We start from the raw sequence: 18,405 nt of genomic DNA, 5'->3' as shown, positions 1-18,405 counted from the left end.
GCCGCTCACGGCCGGTCCGCCTCGGGGGCCGCCATGTCGGGCAATTCCTGGCGGCTGGGCGGGGCGAGCGCCGGCAGCGGAAGGGCGAGAAGCGCCTCCCAGGGATCGGCCTGCGTGCTGACGATCTCATAGGCGCGCCGCACCGGCATCTGGTCGTAAAGGGCGTGGTATCCCTCCGGCACGGCCTCGCGACGGACCCGGTAGAGCGCGTCGCTGACATTGGCGATGGCCAGCGCCCGGCGCGCCTCGTCACCGGGGAGGCCGGCATGGTCGCGAAGGCGGTCCACCGCCGCGCCGGCATCGGAGAAGTAGAGCGCGTGCGGAACGAGAAGGGTGCGGGCACGCAGTTCCGGCACCTCGTGGACGAGCAACTGCGCCAGGGCGCGGTACTGGTAGGGAAAGCGATACAGGAAGCGCAAAACCCGCGCCGGCTGACTTTGCGCCTCCAGCCCGGGAGCGTCGAAGACCAGCAGTGACTGGGCGATCTCCAGCGGATGCCGGTAGGGTATGAAGAGGCGGGCGCCCTCGTCGCGCATGCGCCGCCACTGGCCGGATCGATCCGCCGCCAGCATTCCGCTCAGGCTGAGCTTGGCGGCCCGCCCGTCCAGGGAGCCCAGCCGCTCCAGCACGTCGGGTTCAAATCCCCGTGCCAGCAATGGGGGATCTTCGAGATATCCCCTGGGATTGGCGGCGATGGGAAGGGAAGGGCGCTCGCGTCGGCCCACCCAGGCCATGCCAAGAATATCCAGCGTCTGCATCAGCAGTGACGATCCCGTTCGGGGATGGGCGAGAACGAGGCAGGCATCCTTCATCAGGGCGGGCTTTCATCTTCGGTGGCCTTGATCGCGCTTTCGCGTATCCCCGGCACGGCACGCACAGGTTGAACTCTGGCTTGACGCCCGCACGGGCGAAGGTAATATAAAACGGCCCTGATGTCGTGGGCCGGTGAGTGCCGGCCGTCTCATCGTCTGTCTTCCGCCTCCGCCCCTCCGCCCCTCCGCCCCTCCGCCCCTCCGCCCCTCCGCCCCTCCGCCCCTCCGCCCCTCCGCCCCTCCGCCCCTCCGCCCCTCCGCCCTCCGTCAGCGGGCGAGCGTTTGGATCAGTGAGCCATGGCTGAAGCCTATATCGGCGAGATCCGCATGTTCTGCGTGCCGCCGGATCCGTCGGGCTGGCTCCCCTGTGACGGGCGGGCGCTGCCTGTGGCAAATCTGTACCTGGCGCTGTTCTCCTTGATCAGCACGACCTATGGCGGGGACGGGAAGAACTCTTTCAATCTTCCCGATCTGCGCGGACGGGCGGCGCTGGGGCGGGGCATCGCTTCGACCACCGTGCTCGGCTATGCCGGCGGCACGGAATTCGTCACCCTGGCCGCCGACCAGCTGCCGCAGCATACCCACCAGCTTCGCTTCGCCGACGGCGCCGGAACCTCGCCCGTGCCGACCGGATGCCTGCCCGCGCGCGCGACGGCTGCGCCGGATGGCGACCAGCCCCTGCTCTATGACCTCCCACAGGACAATTCGCCGACCACCACCCTCGATCCGGAAACCGTCGGCGTCACGGGTGGGGGGGCCGCCCACAGCAATCTCCAGCCGTCCTTCGTCATCGGCTACTTCATCGCGATCGCCGGTGCCTATCCGCCGAGGCCAGGGGAGATCGAGGCGGCACCGGCGCCGGCTGCCGTCATTGTGGCGCCGAAGCCGGCGGCTGGTGGCTTTGTCGGCGAGGTCCGGCTCTACGCCGGATTGCACGCCCCCGTTCCGCAGGGCTGGGCGCTCTGCGACGGGACCGAACTGAAGGTGTCCGACTACACGGCGCTCTTCAGCGTGATAGGCACGATCTTCGGCGGCAACGGCTATTCGACCTTCAATCTGCCGGACATGCGCGACCGCACGGCGGTGGGGCTCGGCAACGGTCCCGGATTGACGCCCCGGCCGACAATTGGCGCGACCTTCGGCGAGACGAACGTGCAGCTCACATACGGACAGATGCCGCCGCACACGCATGCCTTCAACGTGCTCACCTCTGCCGCCACGATGGAATGGCCGACCCAGGGCGTCATGTACGCGCAGGCGCAGAGGTTCCTGTTCTACCAGGGGCCATCGACCCAGGCGTTCCGCCGGCTCGCCATGGCCCCCCGCGCGCTCAGCCAGGGCGACACGCAGAGCGGCCTCCACAACAACATGATGCCGTCGCTGGCGCTGTACTACATCGTCTGCCTCAACGGGATCTATCCCACTCCGGGCGTGGCGCCGCGCGTCTCCAGCGTTTCGCCGCCCGGCGGGCCGCCGGTGCCGCCCGCCGGGCCGGATGCCGGGGAGGAACCGGGGGGCGGGCTCCAGGTGACGATAAGCGGCACCGACCTGTCGATTGCGGGCGCGGCGCCGTCCGTCACTTTCGGCGGCACGCCGGCACATCTCGACAGCTACAGCGCGAGCGCCGTCGTCGTGCAATGCCCGCCCGGAAACGGCACGGTGATGGTGGAGGTCACGACCGCCAACGGGTCGAGCCAGCCCAATGCGGGCTGCCAGTTCAGCTACCTGCCCTCGGTCACGGGCCTCTTCCCCGCCAGCGGCTCGCCCTCCGGCGGCGCCAACGTTACCGTCAAGGGCGTCGGCTTCAACAGCGCCACCGCCGTGACCTTCGGCAGCATCGCGGCGGCCGGGTTCCAGGTTCTCGACGGCCATACGCTGCTGGCCACCACGCCGCCGCAGCTTGCGGCGGGATCGAGCGTGCCGGTCACCGTGACGGCGGGCGGCGCGACCTCGGCGGTGACACCGGCGTGCCGCTACGCGCTCACCTCGCTGTTCATCAGCGTATCGCCGGGATTCGGCCCGGCCGCCGGCGGCAACATGGTGACGATAACGGGGACCAATTTCGACCCGAACCTCGACAGTTTCGAGGTCTGGTTCGGCACGTCGAAGGCCACGGACGTCACCATCGTCAGCCCTACCGAGATCACTGCGGTGGTGCCGCGCGGCGTCGGTGTGGTGGAGGTCGCGGTGGGCAGCGCGGCTTCCGCCAGCACGGGCGTTGTCGCGCGCTACAGCTATGCGGCGATCCTCTCGGATTTCAGCCCGAAACACGGCAACTTCGCCGGCGGAACCAGCGTGACCCTTACGGGCGAGAACTTCGACCCGGCCTCTACCGTGCTGTTTGGCAGCGTGAAGGCGACGCCCGCTCAGGTCACACCGACCCGCATCGTCGTGACGGCTCCGGCGGGGACCGTGACGGCGCGGCTCAACGTGTCCGGTCCGGGCGGGGCGAGCACCGATGCCCACGAGCTTCCGCCCTTCAGCTACCTGCCGCAGCTCGACAGCCTCTCCCCCAGCGTCGGCACGCCGGTGGACGACCCCGCCGTAACGCTGAGCGGCAGCAACTTCACGCCCGATGCGACGGTGAGCTTCGGCGGGGTGGCGGCGAGCCTTTCCTCGATCTCCGCCACCCGTATCCTCGCTGTGCCGCCCAATGGTACGGCCGGCGCGACGGTGGACGTCACCGTCACCACGGGTGGCGGGCGCAGCGCGGCGCGCGGCTACACCTACGCCCAGCTGGCCGTGACGGGCCTGCAGCCGGCGGCCGGGCCGCCGGGAACGGTCGTCACCATCGCCGGCATCGGCTTCGGCAGCAGCCCCGCCGTGCTGTTCGGGACGGAGGCGGCGAAACAGGTGACCGTGAATGCCGCGGGCACCGAAATCGTCTGCGTCGCACCGGGCGGCATCGACGACGTGAATGTCTCGGTGACGGCCGGAGGCAACATCAGCCCGACGGTCAAGGCCAGCCGCTACAGCTACGCGCCGATCCTCCACGCCATCTCGCCAGACGCCGGGATGCCGCCGGCGGAGATTGTCCTCACGGGCGAGGGCTTCATGGTCTTGCGGCCTTACGGACAGCCCGACATGGTCGTGAAGTTCGGCGCGACCCAGGCCTCGATCCTGACCTCCACCACGACCTCCGCGACCGTCGCCGTGCCCTCCGGCGCCGGCCGGGTGCCGGTGCGCGTGGGCACCGCGGGAGGGAAAAGCAATCAGGTCAGCTTCACCTATGTGCCGGCCGTGCTCTCGGTTTCCGCGCCCTACGGGACGGAGGGGAGCGTCGTCCGGATTGCCGGCGCCGGGCTCGGAAGTCCCCTCATCGTCAAGAATGTGCGATTTGGGAGCGTTGCCGCCGCACAGGCGTGGACCGAAGGAGACGAAACCGTCTTCGCGCAGGTGCCCGCCGGCACCGGCGTGGTGCCGGTCATCGTCACCACATCGGCCGGCACCACCGCGGCGTGGAGCGGCGCCATGTTCGCCTATGCCCCGGTGGTGGACGCGGTTTCGCCGGCTGGCGGGCCGCCCGCCGGAGGCACGGTGGTGACCCTCACCGGCAGCGCCTTCACTGGCGCCACCTCCGTCACCTTTGGCGGCACGCCGGGCCTCCGCCTGAAGGTCGTGAATGACGGGCAGCTCACCGTCACCACGACGCCCGGGGTCGGCGAGGTCGATGTCACCGTGCATCTGCCGAAGGCCCGGAGCGGGTTGAGCGAAGGCAGCACCTTCACCTTTGGCCCGGAGATCCGGGCTCTCTCGCCCGCCAGCCTTTCCATCCAGGAAACCGGGCGGGTGGTCATCACCGGCGAGGGGTTCCAGCGGATCCGGTCGATTAATTTCTGCGGCATCGAATATGACTGGGCCTCGCAGGGGGACCTGTGGGCGCCGGCGGCGACGGACCCGTCGCGGCAGATCTATATCGCTGTCAGGCCGCCATCGGGCGGGCCCGGCACCTATTCCGTCACCGTCACCACCGCCTATGGCACAAGCGCGCCGGCCAGTTTCGTCTGGACGAGCTGAGGCGCCGACGAACACCTTTCGCGTCAGCGAGGCGAGGCGCTTGACCTCGCCTGCGCCTCGCGGCGGCGACCGCCCGGGGCCGGATCAGGAGAGAAGACCATGGACGCCTATGTCGGCGAAATCCGCGCCTTCGCCTTCGGTTTCGCTCTGGACGGCGAGGCCTGCACCTGGCTTCCCTGCAATGGCGCTGTCCTGTCGGCGAGACAATATCCCGTTCTCTACGCCGTCATCGGCATCGCCTTCGGCACGCAGGGGACAGACACATTTTGCCTTCCGGATCTGACCGGCAGGGTGGCGATCGGTGCGCGGAACAACATGAACGACGCCGGCTATGTCGTCGGCCAACGGGTCGGCGAGGATGACGTCACGGTGCACTCCGTTCCCGCCCATCGCCACACGGTGGAGGGAAAGGTGGTTATCTCCGCGCCCTATGCCGGGCTCAGCGACGAGCCTTCCCCCACCCGCTGGCTCTCGCGGCCGACCCGGCTGAATGCCCAGAACAGCCTCAGCGCCGGCACCATTTCGCGGGCCTATGGCCCCCCCGGCGCGGCGCCGGAGCGCAACACCTTCGACAACCGCACCCTGACGCCGGTGGGCGGGACGGCGCAGCCGCATGAGAACAGGCAGCCCTATCTCGCGATCAATTACTGCATTTGCGCGAAGGGCCTGCTGCCGTACCACACAAGCGGGGCCGCGGCACCGGAGGCGGTTTAATCGGCGCAGAAGCTGGGAGAACATATTGCGAACATCGAACAAACAGAGTACATGTGAAGCAGCAACCCGCCCGCCCGCCTTTTCCCTTGCGCCCAGCCCGGAGCCCGGCAATGACTCAGTCCTCTCTGCGACTCGTTGAAGGATCTTCCATGGACAAGTCCAAGGCGCTCGACGCCGCCCTGACCCAGATTGAGCGCCATTTCGGCAAGGGCTCGATCATGCGGCTGGGCAAGAACGACAAGATCATGGAGATCGAGACGGTCTCCACCGGTTCGCTCGGGCTCGACATCGCGCTCGGCATTGGCGGCCTGCCGCGCGGGCGGGTGGTGGAAATCTTCGGGCCGGAATCCTCCGGCAAGACCACGCTGGCCCTGCACACCATCGCCGAGGCGCAGAAGAAGGGCGGCGTGTGCGCCTTTATCGACGCCGAGCATGCGCTCGACCCGATCTATGCCCGCAAGCTGGGCGTCGACCTCGACAATCTGCTGATCTCCCAGCCCGATGCCGGCGAGCAGGCGCTTGAAATCGCCGACACGCTGGTGCGTTCGGGAGCGGTGGATGTGCTGGTGGTGGATTCGGTGGCGGCGCTGACCCCGCGGGCCGAGCTGGACGGCGAGATGGGCGACAGCCAGCCGGGCATGCAGGCGCGGCTGATGAGCCAGGCGCTGCGCAAGCTGACCGCCTCGATCAACCGCTCGCACACCATGGTCATCTTCATCAACCAGATCCGCATGAAGATCGGCGTCATGTATGGCAGCCCGGAGACCACCACGGGCGGCAACGCGCTGAAATTCTATGCCTCGGTACGCCTCGACATCCGCCGCATCGGCGCGATCAAGGAGCGCGAGGAGGTCGTGGGCAACCAGACCCGCGTCAAGGTGGTGAAGAATAAGCTGGCCCCGCCCTTCAAGCAGGTCGAGTTCGACATCATGTATGGCGAGGGCGTCTCCAAGATGGGCGAGCTCATCGACCTCGGCGTCAAGGCCGGCGTGGTGGAGAAGTCGGGCGCCTGGTTCTCCTATGACAGCCAGCGGCTCGGCCAGGGGCGCGAGAACGCCAAGTCGTTCCTGCGCCAGCACCCGGAAGTCGCCGGCCGCATCGAGGCGACGATCCGGCAGAATGCCGGTCTCATCGCCGAGCAGATTCTCGCCGGCGCCAGCGAGAATGAGGACGGCGACGACGCCGAGTGATTCTGGCGGCGGGGCCGCTCGGGGGGCGCTCCACGCGGAGCGGGCCCGCGTCTCGCCGGGCGCTTGAGGGTGCCGGGCGGGTCGGGCCAGCCGGCGGCTTTGACGCCAAGCCTTGACGCCAGGCCTTGGCACTCGTCTTGCCACTAGCCTTGTCCCAAAGTGGCGCTGCTTGTCCGTGCCGTCCGCTCGTGCCGTAAGCCCTCGGCGGCAGCGCCTGCCGGCGGACAGGCGGCGGGGCGGGGGACGACGTTCTTCTGCTTTCTGGACAAGGTGTTGATGCGTCGTTAGAACCGTTGCGCCCGCGCCCGATGGTGCGGGTCGGCGCTTCTGCGGCGTCGGTATCTGGCATCGGCGGACCCGGGTTCATGAGCGGCGTTAACGAGATTCGCGCGACCTTCCTCGACTATTTTGCCCGCAACGGGCACCAGGTGGTCGATTCCTCCCCGCTCGTGCCGCGCAACGACCCGACATTGATGTTCACCAATGCCGGCATGGTGCAGTTCAAGAACGTCTTCACCGGCATCGAGAAGCGGCCTTATCAGCGGGCCGTCACCTCGCAGAAATGCGTGCGGGCCGGCGGCAAGCACAACGACCTCGACAATGTCGGCTACACTGCCCGGCACCACACCTTCTTCGAGATGCTCGGCAATTTCTCCTTTGGCGACTATTTCAAGGAGAACGCCATCGAGTTCGCGTGGAACCTGATCACCCGCGAATTCGAGCTGCCGGTCGAGAAGCTGCTCGTCACCGTCTACCATGAGGACGACGAGGCGTTCGGGCTGTGGAAGCGCATCGCCGGCCTGCCCGATTCCCGCATCATCCGCATCGCCACCTCCGACAATTTCTGGCAGATGGGCGATACCGGCCCCTGCGGCCCGTGCTCGGAGATCTTCTTCGATCATGGCCCCCATATCGCCGGTGGCCCGCCCGGCTCGGCGGACGCTGATGGCGACCGCTTCATCGAGATCTGGAATCTCGTCTTCATGCAGTTCGAGCAGTTGCCCGGCGGCGAACGGGTGCGCCTGCCGCGCCCGGCCATCGACACCGGCATGGGGCTGGAGCGCATTTCCGCCGTGCTGCAGGGCACGCACGACAATTACGAGATCGACCTGATGCGGGCGCTGACCGGCGCCGTGGAGGAACTCACCGACGTGCCCGCCAATGGCCCGCAGAAGGCGAGCCACCGGGTGATCGCCGACCATCTGCGCGCCGCCACCTTCCTGGTGTCCGACGGCGTGCTGCCCTCCAATGAAGGGCGCGGCTATGTGCTGCGCCGGATCATGCGCCGCGCCATGCGTCATGCCCAGCTGCTCGGCGCCCGCGACCCGCTGATGCACCGCCTCGTGCCGGTGCTGGTGCGCGAAATGGGTCGGGCCTTCCCGGAAATCGTGCGCGCCGAGACGCTGGTGGCGGAGACGCTGCGGCTGGAGGAAACCCGTTTCCGCAAGACGCTGGAGCGCGGCCTGTCGATTCTGGAGACCGAGAGCGAAGGGCTTGGCGCTGGAGCCAAATTCTCCGGCGAGACCGCCTTCAAGCTCTATGACACGTTCGGCTTCCCGCTCGATCTCACCGAGGACGCGCTGCGGGCGCGCGGCGTGGGCGTCGATGTCGAGGCCTTCAACACCGCGATGGAGCGCCAGCGGGCCGAGGCGCGCGCCTCCTGGTCCGGTTCCGGCGAGGCGGCGACGGATGCGGTTTGGTTTTCGGTGCGCGAGGATGCCGGCGCGACCGAGTTCCTCGGCTATGACACGTTGAGCGCCGAGGGCACGGTCACGGCGCTGGTGTCGGATGGCCGGCGGATGGCGGAACTTCCCGCCGGCGCCACCGGGCTGGCGGTGCTGAACCAGACGCCGTTCTATGGCGAGTCCGGCGGCCAGGCCGGCGATACCGGGGTGCTGACCGGCGAGGACGGCCTGCGGGCCCTCGTCATCGGCACCCAGAAGAAGCTGGGCGACATCTTCGCCCATGAGGTCGAGGTCGAGAGCGGCACGCTCAAGGTCGGCAGCGCGCTGGCGCTGGCCGTCGATGCCGAGCGTCGTGAGGCGATCCGCGCCAACCATTCGGCAACCCATCTGCTGCACGAGGCGCTGCGCCGTGTGCTGGGCGACCATGTCGCGCAGAAGGGCTCGCTGGTGGCCCCCGACCGCCTGCGCTTCGACTTCTCCCACCCCAAGCCGGTGGAGGAGGCCGAACTGCGGCAGGTGGAGGACCTGGCCAACCGCATCGTGCTGCGCAACGAGCCGGTGGTCACCCGGCTGATGGCGGTGGATGACGCCATCGCCTCGGGCGCGCGGGCGCTGTTCGGCGAGAAATATGGCGAGGAGGTCCGCGTTGTCAGCATGGGCACTGATCCTGGCAATGGCGCGCCCTATTCGATCGAACTGTGCGGCGGCACCCATGTCGGGCGCACCGGCGATATCGGCCTGATCAGCCTGGTCGGCGAAAGCGCCGTCGGCGCCGGCGTGCGCCGGCTTGAGGCGATGACCGGCGATGCCGCCCGCCACGCGCTGACGGCGGACCGCCAGGCGCTGCAGGGCGCGGCCGGCCTGCTCAAGGCGCCGGTCGGCGAGGTGGAGGCGCGCCTCGCCCTTCTGGTCGAGGAGCGGCGTAAGCTGGAGCGCGAGCTCGGCGAGGCGCGGCGCAAGCTCGCCATGGGCGGCGGTGCCGGCGCGGAGGAGCCGGTGCGCAGCGTGGGCGACGTGAAGCTGCTGGCGCGCGAGGTCACCGGCATCGAGCCGAAGGACCTCAAGAGCCTGGTCGACGAAGGCAAGAAGCGCATCGGCTCGGGCGTGGTTGCGATTGTCGGCATCACTGAAGAAGGCCGGGCCGGCCTTGTGGTCGGCGTCACCGAGGATCTGACGGGGCGCTTCGACGCGGTGGCGCTGGTGCGGCGCGGCGCCGAGATACTGGGCGGCAAGGGTGGCGGCGGCCGGCCCGATCTCGCCCAGGCTGGCGGACCCGACGGCGCCCGCGCCGGCGAGGCGCTGGCAGCCATCGAGAGCGCGCTGGCAGACTGATCGCTCCAAGGGAGCGGGGGAGTGGCCGTTGATGACGGCGCACAGGCGCGAGGGCAGTTGGTTCACCGCGTCCGGCTGGCGGGCGCGGCGCCGGCGCTGCTACGAGATCTTGGAGCGCGACGCGGCGCATGATCGCACGGCGCATCGGGTCGAGGTCGGCCTGATCGTCTTGATCGTGCTGAACGTCGTCGTTGCCGTGCTGGAGACGGTGCCGAGCCTGTTTCTGCGCGACTATGCCGCCTTCCTCGCTTTTGAGCGGCTGTCGCTTCTGGTCTTTGCCGGCGAATACGCCCTGCGCATATGGGTAGCGCCGGAAAATCCACGCTATCGCGGCGTCTCGCCGCTGCGGGCGCGGCTGCGCTATGCGCGCACGGCGGTTGCGATCGTCGATTTGATCGCCTGGCTTCCCTTCGTGGTTTCGGCGCTGTTCGGGGTCAACCTCGTGACCCTGGCGATTTTCCGCCTGCTGCGCTTCATCAAGCTGGTGCGGTATTCGCCGGGCATGCAGTCGCTGCTCGAAGTGCTGCACCGCGAGAGCCAGTCGCTGATGGCGTGTTTCTGGTTGCTTTCCGCAGCGGTGCTGATCGCCGCCTCGGCCATGTATGTCGCGGAAGGGCATATCCAGCCCGAGCACCTCGGCTCGATACCGGCGGCGATGTGGTGGGCGATGGCGACGGTGACGACGGTCGGCTATGGCGATGTCTACCCGCTCACCGTGCCGGGTCGGATCATCGCCAGCCTCACCATGGTGACCGGCATCGTGATGATCGCGCTGCCGGTGGGCATCATCGCCACCTCCTTCGTCGATGTGATCAAGCGGCGCGACTTCGTCATCACCTGGGGGATGGTGGCGCGGGTGCCGCTTTTCGCCGATCTCGACGCGGCCGGCATCGGCGAGATCCACAAGATGCTCTCCGCCCATACCGCCCAGCCTGGCGAGGTGATCGCCCGCCGCGGCGAGGTGGCGCGCTCGATGTATTTCATCGCCTCGGGCGAGGTGGAACTGGAATTCGATGATGGGCTGCATCTGCTGGGCGAGGGCCAGTTCTTCGGCGAGATGGCGCTGCTCCATTCCGCCCGGCGCGCGGCGAATGCGCGGGCCCGCACGCGCTGCATGCTGCTGATGCTTGAGGCGGACGCGCTGGCCGATGTGATCCGGCGGCATCCCGAAATCGGCAGGCGCATCCGCGCCCTGGCCAAGGACGAGGAAGGCCCGCATGCGGTGAAGCGCAGCGCCGATATCGCCGATGACGAATTGACCAAGCCGCCGGCGCCGGAAGGGGCGTAGAGCATCTTCGCGCGAAGCGGGTTTGGGCTCGCGCGACGAAAACGCGGAAAGACAAAAGCCTACCGCGCAGGCCCGTCCGCGCGTGACGCAGGCGGATTGGATAACCTCAACTGTCGAATTCGAGCGGTATCCGGCCCGATCGGTTCAATCGGGCGGATCGGATCGCGCTCTCGTGCCGGCGCGGGAAGTTCTGGCCAGGGTTCTTCGCAGCAATGCCGAGGTTCGGCCTCGTCGGGCGCGGTAGCTGGCGTCTTCCTGTGGAGGGCGAGTAGCGGCGGCCGCGTTCAGGTCTTCGGCGTGTGGGGCGTTGGCGGGAGCGTGGGGCGCCATCTCTGCCGCGTCGCGTTCGGCAGCGGCTTTGGCGGACGGCGCGGCGCCAGAGCAGGGGTGAAGACGGCGCGCGAACGCGCCGCCCGTGTGCCGCAGTCGCGTCAGGCGGCCGGGAAGGCGCGGCCAACCAGGGCGCGCCAGGCGTGCTGCGAGGCGAGGTGGAGGACGATGAGGTCGCTCCAGCCCTTGGCGTGGAACGTCTCCAGCGTCGCGCCGGAGAGGGCGCGGAACGCGGCCTCGTCGACCAGGCGGAAGCCCTGGATCAGCTTTTCCGTCCCATCGGGCAGGGTGACGCGGGCCTCGCGGGCGGTGAGCAGATTCGCGGCTTCGAGCGCCGCGCCGAATTCCCGCGAACGCTCATGCTCAATGGCATAGGCCTCGCAGAAGGCGATAGCGGCCTTGCCGGTCTCGGTCGCGGTGCCATCCTCGGCGAAGAGCGGGCGGGCGCCATCGCGGGCCGCGTCCGTGGTCACCTGGGCGGCGGAAAGGTCGAGCCCGAGCAGGATCGCTTCGCCCTCGCCTTGCGTCATGCCGATGAAGGGGTAGCGGCGCACATAGCTCGGCACATAGTCGCCGGCGGTCCAGGCCCCCTCCGGGCCAACGAACAGGTTCTCTCCGGTGGTGAGCCCGGTGACGGCCAGCGGCGCGGCGCCCTCATCCGTCGAGAAAACGAGGGGGTAGCTGCGCTGGGCGTGGACGAACTCGCTCGTCACCAGCGGAATCGCCGCTGCCGCCCGGGCGAAGCCATAGTCGACGCCGTCGCGCAGGCCGATCAGCCGGTGATCGGGAAAGCGCAGCAACGCGGGGGAGCCATAGAAGGGCGGAAGCCCGGGGGCGGGAGTGCCGGCAGTCATTGGAACGAGCTTTCGTGGAGAGGACATCAGGCCGCGGCCGAAAGGCCGGCCGCGGCTGCGCGAGCGTCGGAAAATCAGGGCTTGAGGCTGGCGTCGAGGGCGGGAGCGAAGCCCTTGAACGATACCGGCAGGGTGACGGGACGCTGGGCGCCGTCCTGGAAGGTGAAGCTGCCGGCCTCGGCGGACGACTTCATGCTCTGCACGGTGGCCGCGTCGAGCTGGGCCTCGGCAATGCAGACCTGGGCGCAGCGCTTGTATTCAAGTTCCACCAGCTTGCCGTTCTCGCCGATCTGAAGCGTCATCCCGGCCGGCAGCCACACACCCTGCGGCACCTGGATGAGGATGATCATCGGCGATTTCGGGTCGGCCCGGCCGACCGCGATAGTGGCCACCAGGCCTTGTCCCTGAATCTGCAGCTTCTGGAGCACTTCGCAGGCGCGGACCTTCTCGTCCGAGGTCACGCACCGCATCTGCCAGTCCTGATAGGTCGCCGTGGTCTCGGCTGGCTGCGAGGGATCGGCGGCGGTCGCTGCCGGGGCGGCGGGACGGGCGGTGGCCGGCGCCGCCGGGCGAGGCTGCGCCGCCTGGGCCGGAGCGGCCGGGGTCAGTTGAGCCTGCGCGGGGCCGGCGAGTATCAGGCCGGCCAGAAAGGCGGCGCCGACCAGCTTCGAGCTCATAGTCATGTCTCTGTCTTCCTTGAACGGGTGGGGTGCGTCTGGCGCCGGCGCAGCAGGATCGCGCCGAACGGCCGTGATGGAAAGAGGGGGGGGCCGGCGGGTGCCTGCCGGGCCGGCGCGGAGCATGCTGTCAGAACCTCAGGGAGAACTGGGCGGTGAAGGCGTTCTGGCTCGCCTGCGCCGCGATCTGGCCGGCATAGTTCACCTGGAGGGTGACGGTGTCCGACAGGCCATAGGCGAGGCCGGCGCCGACGATCAGCGTGTCTTCAGCGATCGGCACGCCCTGGATCTCGAACGGCGTGGTGCCGGTCAGGAACCGCATGGTGGCGGTCGAGTCGGTGTCGCCGAAGGCGTGCTGCCAGCCGAGCGTGGCGCTCGGCGTCAGCGTCCGGCCGCCCAGCTCGAAGGAGGTCGCTACCCGCGCGCCCAGCGTGGAGTAGAACGTGTCCTGCCCGGCCACATCGACCGCGAGGCCCGCCGCCCCGAGCCAGCTCTCGCTGGCCGACCCGCCGGCGACGCTGACATAGGCGAGACCGGCGAACGGCTCCAGCTCATAGCCGGCGAAGGCCATGCGGTAGCCGGCTTCGCCGAAGATCTGCGTGGTGCCGACCATGTAGCTCGCGCTTTCCTGCTCGGCAAAGCCGGGGAAGGCGACGGTGCGCTCCACATCGATGTCGTGCCAGCTATACGAGGCGCCGCCGCGCAGGCCGAGCGCGCCGAACTGCGCGCCGAGATAGACGCCGAGATCGACATTATCCATCGAGCCGGAGGAGGAGCGGCCGTCGACATCGAAGGTCGAGCGGCTGTAGCCCGCGACAACGCCGGCGCGCACATTGTCGGCGATAGCCGCGTCGACGCCGCCGAGGAAGCCGCCGATCGAGGAGGAGATGGTCGCCGCATTGCCGTTGCCGAAGGCGTCGCCCCAGGCACCGTAGCCCTGCGCCCACAATGTGGGGGCGAGTTCGCGGCTGAGCGCCGCCGTCGCCGGCCCGGCCGCCTTCGCGGCATAGGAAAGGGCGCTGGTGCCCGCGCTCAGATCCGCCTGCCGCAGCCGGGCGCCGACCGCGTCTCGCAGATAGATGCTCTCCTGCTGAATGACGGTGTTGACCGAGGGGTAGATCTCGCCGGTGAGCTGGTTCAGCGCCGGCGCCACGGCGTCGTCCGGCAGCGTCAGGAGAGACTCGAACACCTCATTGCCTTCGCCCAACGCCTGTGCCGCCACCGCGACCTCCGTCTGGTTCGGCGTGTTGGCAAAGGCGACGAATTCGGCACCGGTATAGACCAGGCTCAGATAGACATTGTGCAGGTCGTAGGTCAGCGTCGGCCGCAGGAAGGCGAAGTTCGAGCTGACAGAGCCGAATGTCCCGGTCACGGTGCCGGATGTGTTCAGGATGGTGAGCGTGCTCTGGCGGTCATAGGTGCCCGCCGTCGCCACCACCTTGACGCTCGCCCCCGAGGAGAGCGTGACATTGCCGGAGGCGACGATCAGGTCGTGCCCGCCCTGCGGCGTCACGTCGACCGAATAGATCGCGCCGGTGTTGAACGCGACCGGACCGTCGACGGTGAGCGTGCCGGGGGAATAGCCCGGCGCCACCGTGCCGCCGCTGTTGACGGTCAGCCCGCCGATCGTCCCCGTGCCACCCAGCACGCCGCCGGTGCCGACCACGAAATCCGCCTCGGTGGTGGAGTCGAGGGCCAGCACGGTCGTGGAGTCCGTGAGCTCCACCGTGCCGGAATAGGAGGAGGCGAATACGGCCGTGCCGCCGCCGGTAAGGGTCAGCGTGCCGTCGCCGGTGATCTCCCCGCTGATGGTGTAGCTATCCGAGCGGTCGAACACCAGATTGGCGTTGTTGACGATCTCGCCGCTGATCATGCCGGTGGTGCCGCCATCGCCGATCTGCAGCGTGCCCGCCGTGATGGTGGTGGTGCCGGTGAAGCTGTTGTTGCCGGTCAGGATCAGCGTGCCGGTGCCGGTCTTCTCCAGGTCGCCGCTGCCGGATATCACGCCGGAGACGGTCAGCGTCTTGCTGGCATCCACCTCGATCGCCGCGTCCGAGGGCGAGCTGACCGCCGTCGACAGCACAACGCCGCCGCCGAAGGTGAAGCTGTCGCTGGCCTGCAGCGTCGCGCCGCGCTCAATGGTGAGCCCGCCCGTGCCCAGAGCCTGCGCCGCCAGCACCCGCAGCGTGCCGGAGCCGATGGTCGTGCCGCCGGAATAGCTGTTGGCGCCGGTGAGGGTCAGCGTGCCCGTGCCCATCTGCGCCAGCGTGCCGCTGCCGGAGATCGCCCCGGCGAAGCTGGTGTCAGCGGAGAGAGCGAAGACCAGCGCGGCATTGTTGGTCACATCGCCGAGGATCGAGCCGGTGGTGCCACCATCGCCGATCTGCAGCGTGCCGGCGGAGAGGGTGGTGCCTCCCTCATAGGTGCTGGCGCCGGTGAGGATCAGAGTGCCGAGATCGGTCTTCTCCAGGCCCACCGTGCCGGTGAGGGCGCTGGCGATCGTCGCCACTGTCGACGCCCCGGCCTCGGTGCCGTCGCCGACGCGGATCGTCGCCTTGTCGGTGCCGGTCAGTTCGATCGACCCGCCGCTCACCAGATAGCCGCTGGTGACGAACTGCATGCCGGTGACGCTGACCTGGCCGGAGCCATTGTCCACCGTCACCGTCCCGTCCGTGCCCTGGAACACGGCGAAGCCGCCATTCCACGCCTGCGCGATGGTGCCCGAGGCGTTGGTCCAGTTGGTGGCCACGCCCGCCGTCCAGGTGCCGCTGCCACCGTCGACCGACTGCGAGGGCGTGGTGGTGGAGCCGTTCCAGAACTGGATCGGCGCGCCCGCCCCCTCGACGATGAGGTTCACCTCGCCCGCGACCGAGGTCTGCACCCCGCCCGCGAACCCGCCCGTGAGCGGCGCCACGTCCATGCCATTGTCGGTGAGGCTGCCGGTATAGCTGATGAAGCGGTACACGCCGGCGCCGAAGCCCGCCTCCTCGGTCACGTTCAGCGTGCCGTCCAGTGTCACGTCGCCATTCACCGTGAACACGTCCCCGGCCGTGGTCTGGCCGAGCGCGACATTCATGTTGGCGCCGGCCTTCAGGTCGAGCCCGCCCATGGTGAGGGCGTCCGCCTGCGCCCCGGCCAGCGTGCCGCCGGCGAGAACCTGCACCGTGCCCGCCACCGTGCCGTCGCCCGAGAGCGTCGCGCCGTTCTCCACCGTCGCGCCGCCGGCCACGCTGCCGGTCAGGGCCAGCGTGCCCCCGGCGACGGTGGTGGCGCCGGTATAGGTGTTGGCGCCGCTCAGGGTCAGCGTGCCGGTGCCGGTCTTGCCGAAGCCGCCGGCGCCGGAGAGGACGCCGGAGAAGCTGGTCGAGCTGTTGTCGCTGCCCGCCGTGAGGCTGGCGGCATTCATCTGCACGGCGCCGGCGCCGCTCAGCGCCTCGAGCGCCTTGGTGCCGCTCATCTGCAGATCGAGGGTCGCGCCTGCCGCCACCGTCACGGCGCTGCCATCGGCCAGCGCCCCGGTGCCGTCCGCGACCAGCGTGCCGGCGTCGACCGTGAGCGTGCCCGCGCCATTGCTGCCGCTCAGGGTGAGCGTGCCCGCGCCTGATTTGGTGAGGCCGCCAGTGCCGGTGAGCGCGCCCGAGAAGGTGCTCGTCGTGCCGTCGCCGCCGGCGGTGAGGGTGTGGCTGCCGAGCGCGAGCGTGCCCGCCCCGGCGAGCGAGCCCACCGTCTCGTCGGCGTCGCCGAGCGAGAGGGTCGCGCCCGTCTCGATGCTGAGGCGCGCGCCATCGGCCAGCGAGGCGCCGCCCAACAGCGCCAGCGTGCCGGCCGCCACCGTCGTCGTCCCGGCGAAGCTGTTGGTGCCGGAGAGGGTGAGCGTGCCGGCGCCTGATTTGGTGAGCGAGCCCAAACCCGAGATCGCCCCGGCGAAGGTGAGGTCGTCCGAGCGGTCGAAGGCGAGGGCGGCGTTGTTGGTGATCGTGCCGGCAAGGCTGCCGGTGGCGCCGCCCGCGCCGATCTGCAGCGTGCCGGCGGCGATGGTGGTGCCGCCGGAATAGCTGTTGGCGCCGGTGAGGATCAGCGTGCCGCTGCCCTTCTGCGTCAGCGCGCCTGCCCCGGATATGTCGCCGGCAAAGGTCACGAGATCGGTGCGGTTGAAGGAAAGGGTTGCCCCGGTGGCTACCGCGACATCACCACCGATGCTGCCGCTCGTGCCGCCGCTGCCGATTTGCAGCGTGCCGGCGGAGATGGTGGTGCCGCCCTCATAAATGTTGGTGCCGGTGAGGATGAGCGTGCCGAGATCGGTCTTCTCCAGCCCGGTGGTGCCGGCGAGAACCGCGCCGATCGTCGCGGTGTAGCCGGCGCCGTCGGCGGTTCCGTCACCGACGCGCACCGGCGTCTTGCCGGAGACTGCGGCCAAGGTGAGGGTGCCGCCGGAGACGGTGTAGCCATCCACCATGAACTGCAGGCCGATGGCGGACACCGTGCCGTCGATGGTGACCTCGCCCGCCGTGCCGGCGAACGCCGCGAAGCCGCTGTTCCAGGCCCGCGACTGGTTCAGTGACGAGGTGAGCCAGTTGGTTTCGGCCGCGCTCGCCGTCCAGGTGCCATCGCCACCCTGGATCGTGCCGTCCGCCGAGGTGGTGGTGCCGTTCCAGTACAGCATCTCGCCGCTGAGCACGGCGAGGTTCACCTGGCCGGGCGCCAGCTGGATCTCATAGGCGTAGTCGTCCGGGGTGATGCCGAGCACGAGCCCGTTATTCGCCGCCAGCGTGGTGTAGTCGATGATGCGGTAGACGCCCTGCGCCATCGACCCGCCATTGGCGACGTTCAGCACGCCGTCCAGTGTCAGGGTCTCGGCGGAGATGACGCCGCCGCCCGTGGCCGCGCCGAGCACGACATCGACATTGGCGCTGCTAGAGAGCACCAGCGTGGCCATGGAGAGGGCGTGGGTTCCGGCGGTCGAGGGCGCCCCCCGCAGCGTGCCGCCATCGGCGATGGTGACCGTGCCGGCGATCGTCCCGCCCGCCGTGCCGTCGGTCGCGCCCTGCAGCGTGGCGCCGGACTTCACCTCGACATTGCTGGCCAGCGTCACGCCGCCGAGCACAGCGAGCGTGCCGGCGGAGACGGTGGTGCCGGCACCGGCGCTGTTGGCGCCAGTGAGGGTCAGCGTGCCGGCCCCGCGCTTCTCCAGCGCGCCAGTGCCGGTGATGGCCCCGCCCGCGGTCAGGTCGTCGGAGCGGTCGAACACGACCGTGCCACTATTGGCGATGGCGCCAGACACGGAGCCCGTGGTGCCGCCATTGCCGATTTGCAGCGTGCCGGCGGTGACGGTGGTGCCGCCCGTATAGGTGTTGGTGCCGGACAGGATGAGGGTGCCGGCGCCGGATTTGGTGAGGGCGCCGGTGCTGGAGAGCACGCCGCTCAGGGTGAGCGTGGTGCTTTCCGCCGTGCTGACCGTGCCGGTGCCGGTGAGGGTGATCGCGCGGGCGGAGGTGAAGGTGTCGGT

General features: G+C 69.3%; 9 protein-coding genes. 5 read left to right on the top strand and 4 right to left on the bottom strand.

Annotated elements, in window-relative coordinates; translation table 11 throughout:
- Positions 1 to 5: 5 nt before the first annotated feature.
- Positions 6 to 812: a sulfotransferase family protein gene (locus A3M1_RS0100045; protein WP_018386898.1), complete on the bottom strand. Its 807-nt coding sequence runs from the start codon at positions 810 to 812 to the stop codon at positions 6 to 8.
- Between the two features lie 297 nt (positions 813 to 1,109).
- Between A3M1_RS0100045 and A3M1_RS0100040 the strand changes: the two genes are divergently transcribed.
- The 5 genes from A3M1_RS0100040 to A3M1_RS0100020 all read left to right on the top strand — a co-directional run bounded on the left by A3M1_RS0100040 (position 1,110) and on the right by A3M1_RS0100020 (position 11,038).
- Positions 1,110 to 4,829: an IPT/TIG domain-containing protein gene (locus tag A3M1_RS0100040; RefSeq protein WP_018386897.1), complete on the top strand. Its 3,720-nt coding sequence runs from the start codon at positions 1,110 to 1,112 to the stop codon at positions 4,827 to 4,829.
- A gap of 99 nt (positions 4,830 to 4,928) precedes the next feature.
- Complete coding sequence (locus A3M1_RS0100035) at positions 4,929 to 5,543, top strand: phage tail protein (protein WP_018386896.1); 615 nt, start codon at positions 4,929 to 4,931, stop codon at positions 5,541 to 5,543.
- A 110-nt stretch (positions 5,544 to 5,653) separates the two neighbouring features.
- Positions 5,654 to 6,733 (top strand): recombinase RecA, encoded by a 1,080-nt coding sequence (gene recA, locus A3M1_RS0100030; protein WP_026221056.1) that lies wholly within the window; start codon positions 5,654 to 5,656, stop codon positions 6,731 to 6,733.
- A gap of 365 nt (positions 6,734 to 7,098) precedes the next feature.
- Positions 7,099 to 9,750, top strand: coding sequence for an alanine--tRNA ligase (alaS, locus tag A3M1_RS0100025; protein WP_018386894.1), 2,652 nt, complete (start codon positions 7,099 to 7,101; stop codon positions 9,748 to 9,750).
- A 31-nt stretch (positions 9,751 to 9,781) separates the two neighbouring features.
- Positions 9,782 to 11,038, top strand: coding sequence for a cyclic nucleotide-gated ion channel (locus tag A3M1_RS0100020; protein ID WP_018386893.1), 1,257 nt, complete (start codon positions 9,782 to 9,784; stop codon positions 11,036 to 11,038).
- A 431-nt stretch (positions 11,039 to 11,469) separates the two neighbouring features.
- Here A3M1_RS0100020 and A3M1_RS0100015 read toward each other — a convergent pair whose 3' ends face one another.
- The 3 genes from A3M1_RS0100015 to A3M1_RS24835 form a co-directional block, all read right to left on the bottom strand.
- The gene (locus A3M1_RS0100015; protein ID WP_018386892.1) at positions 11,470 to 12,222 is read right to left on the bottom strand and encodes a SapC family protein; all 753 of its coding nucleotides are present in this window, start codon (positions 12,220 to 12,222) and stop codon (positions 11,470 to 11,472) included.
- Positions 12,223 to 12,296: 74 nt separating this feature from the next.
- Positions 12,297 to 12,899, bottom strand: a complete 603-nt coding sequence (locus A3M1_RS0100010) for an invasion associated locus B family protein (protein WP_018386891.1) — start codon at positions 12,897 to 12,899, stop codon at positions 12,297 to 12,299.
- Positions 12,900 to 13,029: 130 nt separating this feature from the next.
- Positions 13,030 to 18,405: autotransporter-associated beta strand repeat-containing protein (locus A3M1_RS24835; RefSeq protein WP_018386890.1), on the bottom strand; the 5,376-nt coding region annotated here is incomplete at its 5' end.

This window comes from Ancylobacter sp. FA202, assembly GCF_000380205.1.
GTDB lineage: Bacteria > Pseudomonadota > Alphaproteobacteria > Rhizobiales > Xanthobacteraceae > Ancylobacter.
This window is presented reverse-complemented; position numbering and strand designations above follow the sequence as displayed.

Coding starts and splice junctions, on each gene's coding strand:
- alaS (WP_018386894.1), top strand. CDS start 7,099: ATGAGCGGCGTTAACGAGATTCGCGCGACCTTCCTCGACTATTTTGCC.
- A3M1_RS0100035 (WP_018386896.1), top strand. CDS start 4,929: ATGGACGCCTATGTCGGCGAAATCCGCGCCTTCGCCTTCGGTTTCGCT.
- A3M1_RS0100020 (WP_018386893.1), top strand. CDS start 9,782: ATGACGGCGCACAGGCGCGAGGGCAGTTGGTTCACCGCGTCCGGCTGG.
- A3M1_RS0100010 (WP_018386891.1), bottom strand. CDS start 12,899: ATGAGCTCGAAGCTGGTCGGCGCCGCCTTTCTGGCCGGCCTGATACTC.
- A3M1_RS0100040 (WP_018386897.1), top strand. CDS start 1,110: ATGGCTGAAGCCTATATCGGCGAGATCCGCATGTTCTGCGTGCCGCCG.
- A3M1_RS0100015 (WP_018386892.1), bottom strand. CDS start 12,222: ATGACTGCCGGCACTCCCGCCCCCGGGCTTCCGCCCTTCTATGGCTCC.
- recA (WP_026221056.1), top strand. CDS start 5,654: ATGACTCAGTCCTCTCTGCGACTCGTTGAAGGATCTTCCATGGACAAG.
- A3M1_RS0100045 (WP_018386898.1), bottom strand. CDS start 812: ATGAAGGATGCCTGCCTCGTTCTCGCCCATCCCCGAACGGGATCGTCA.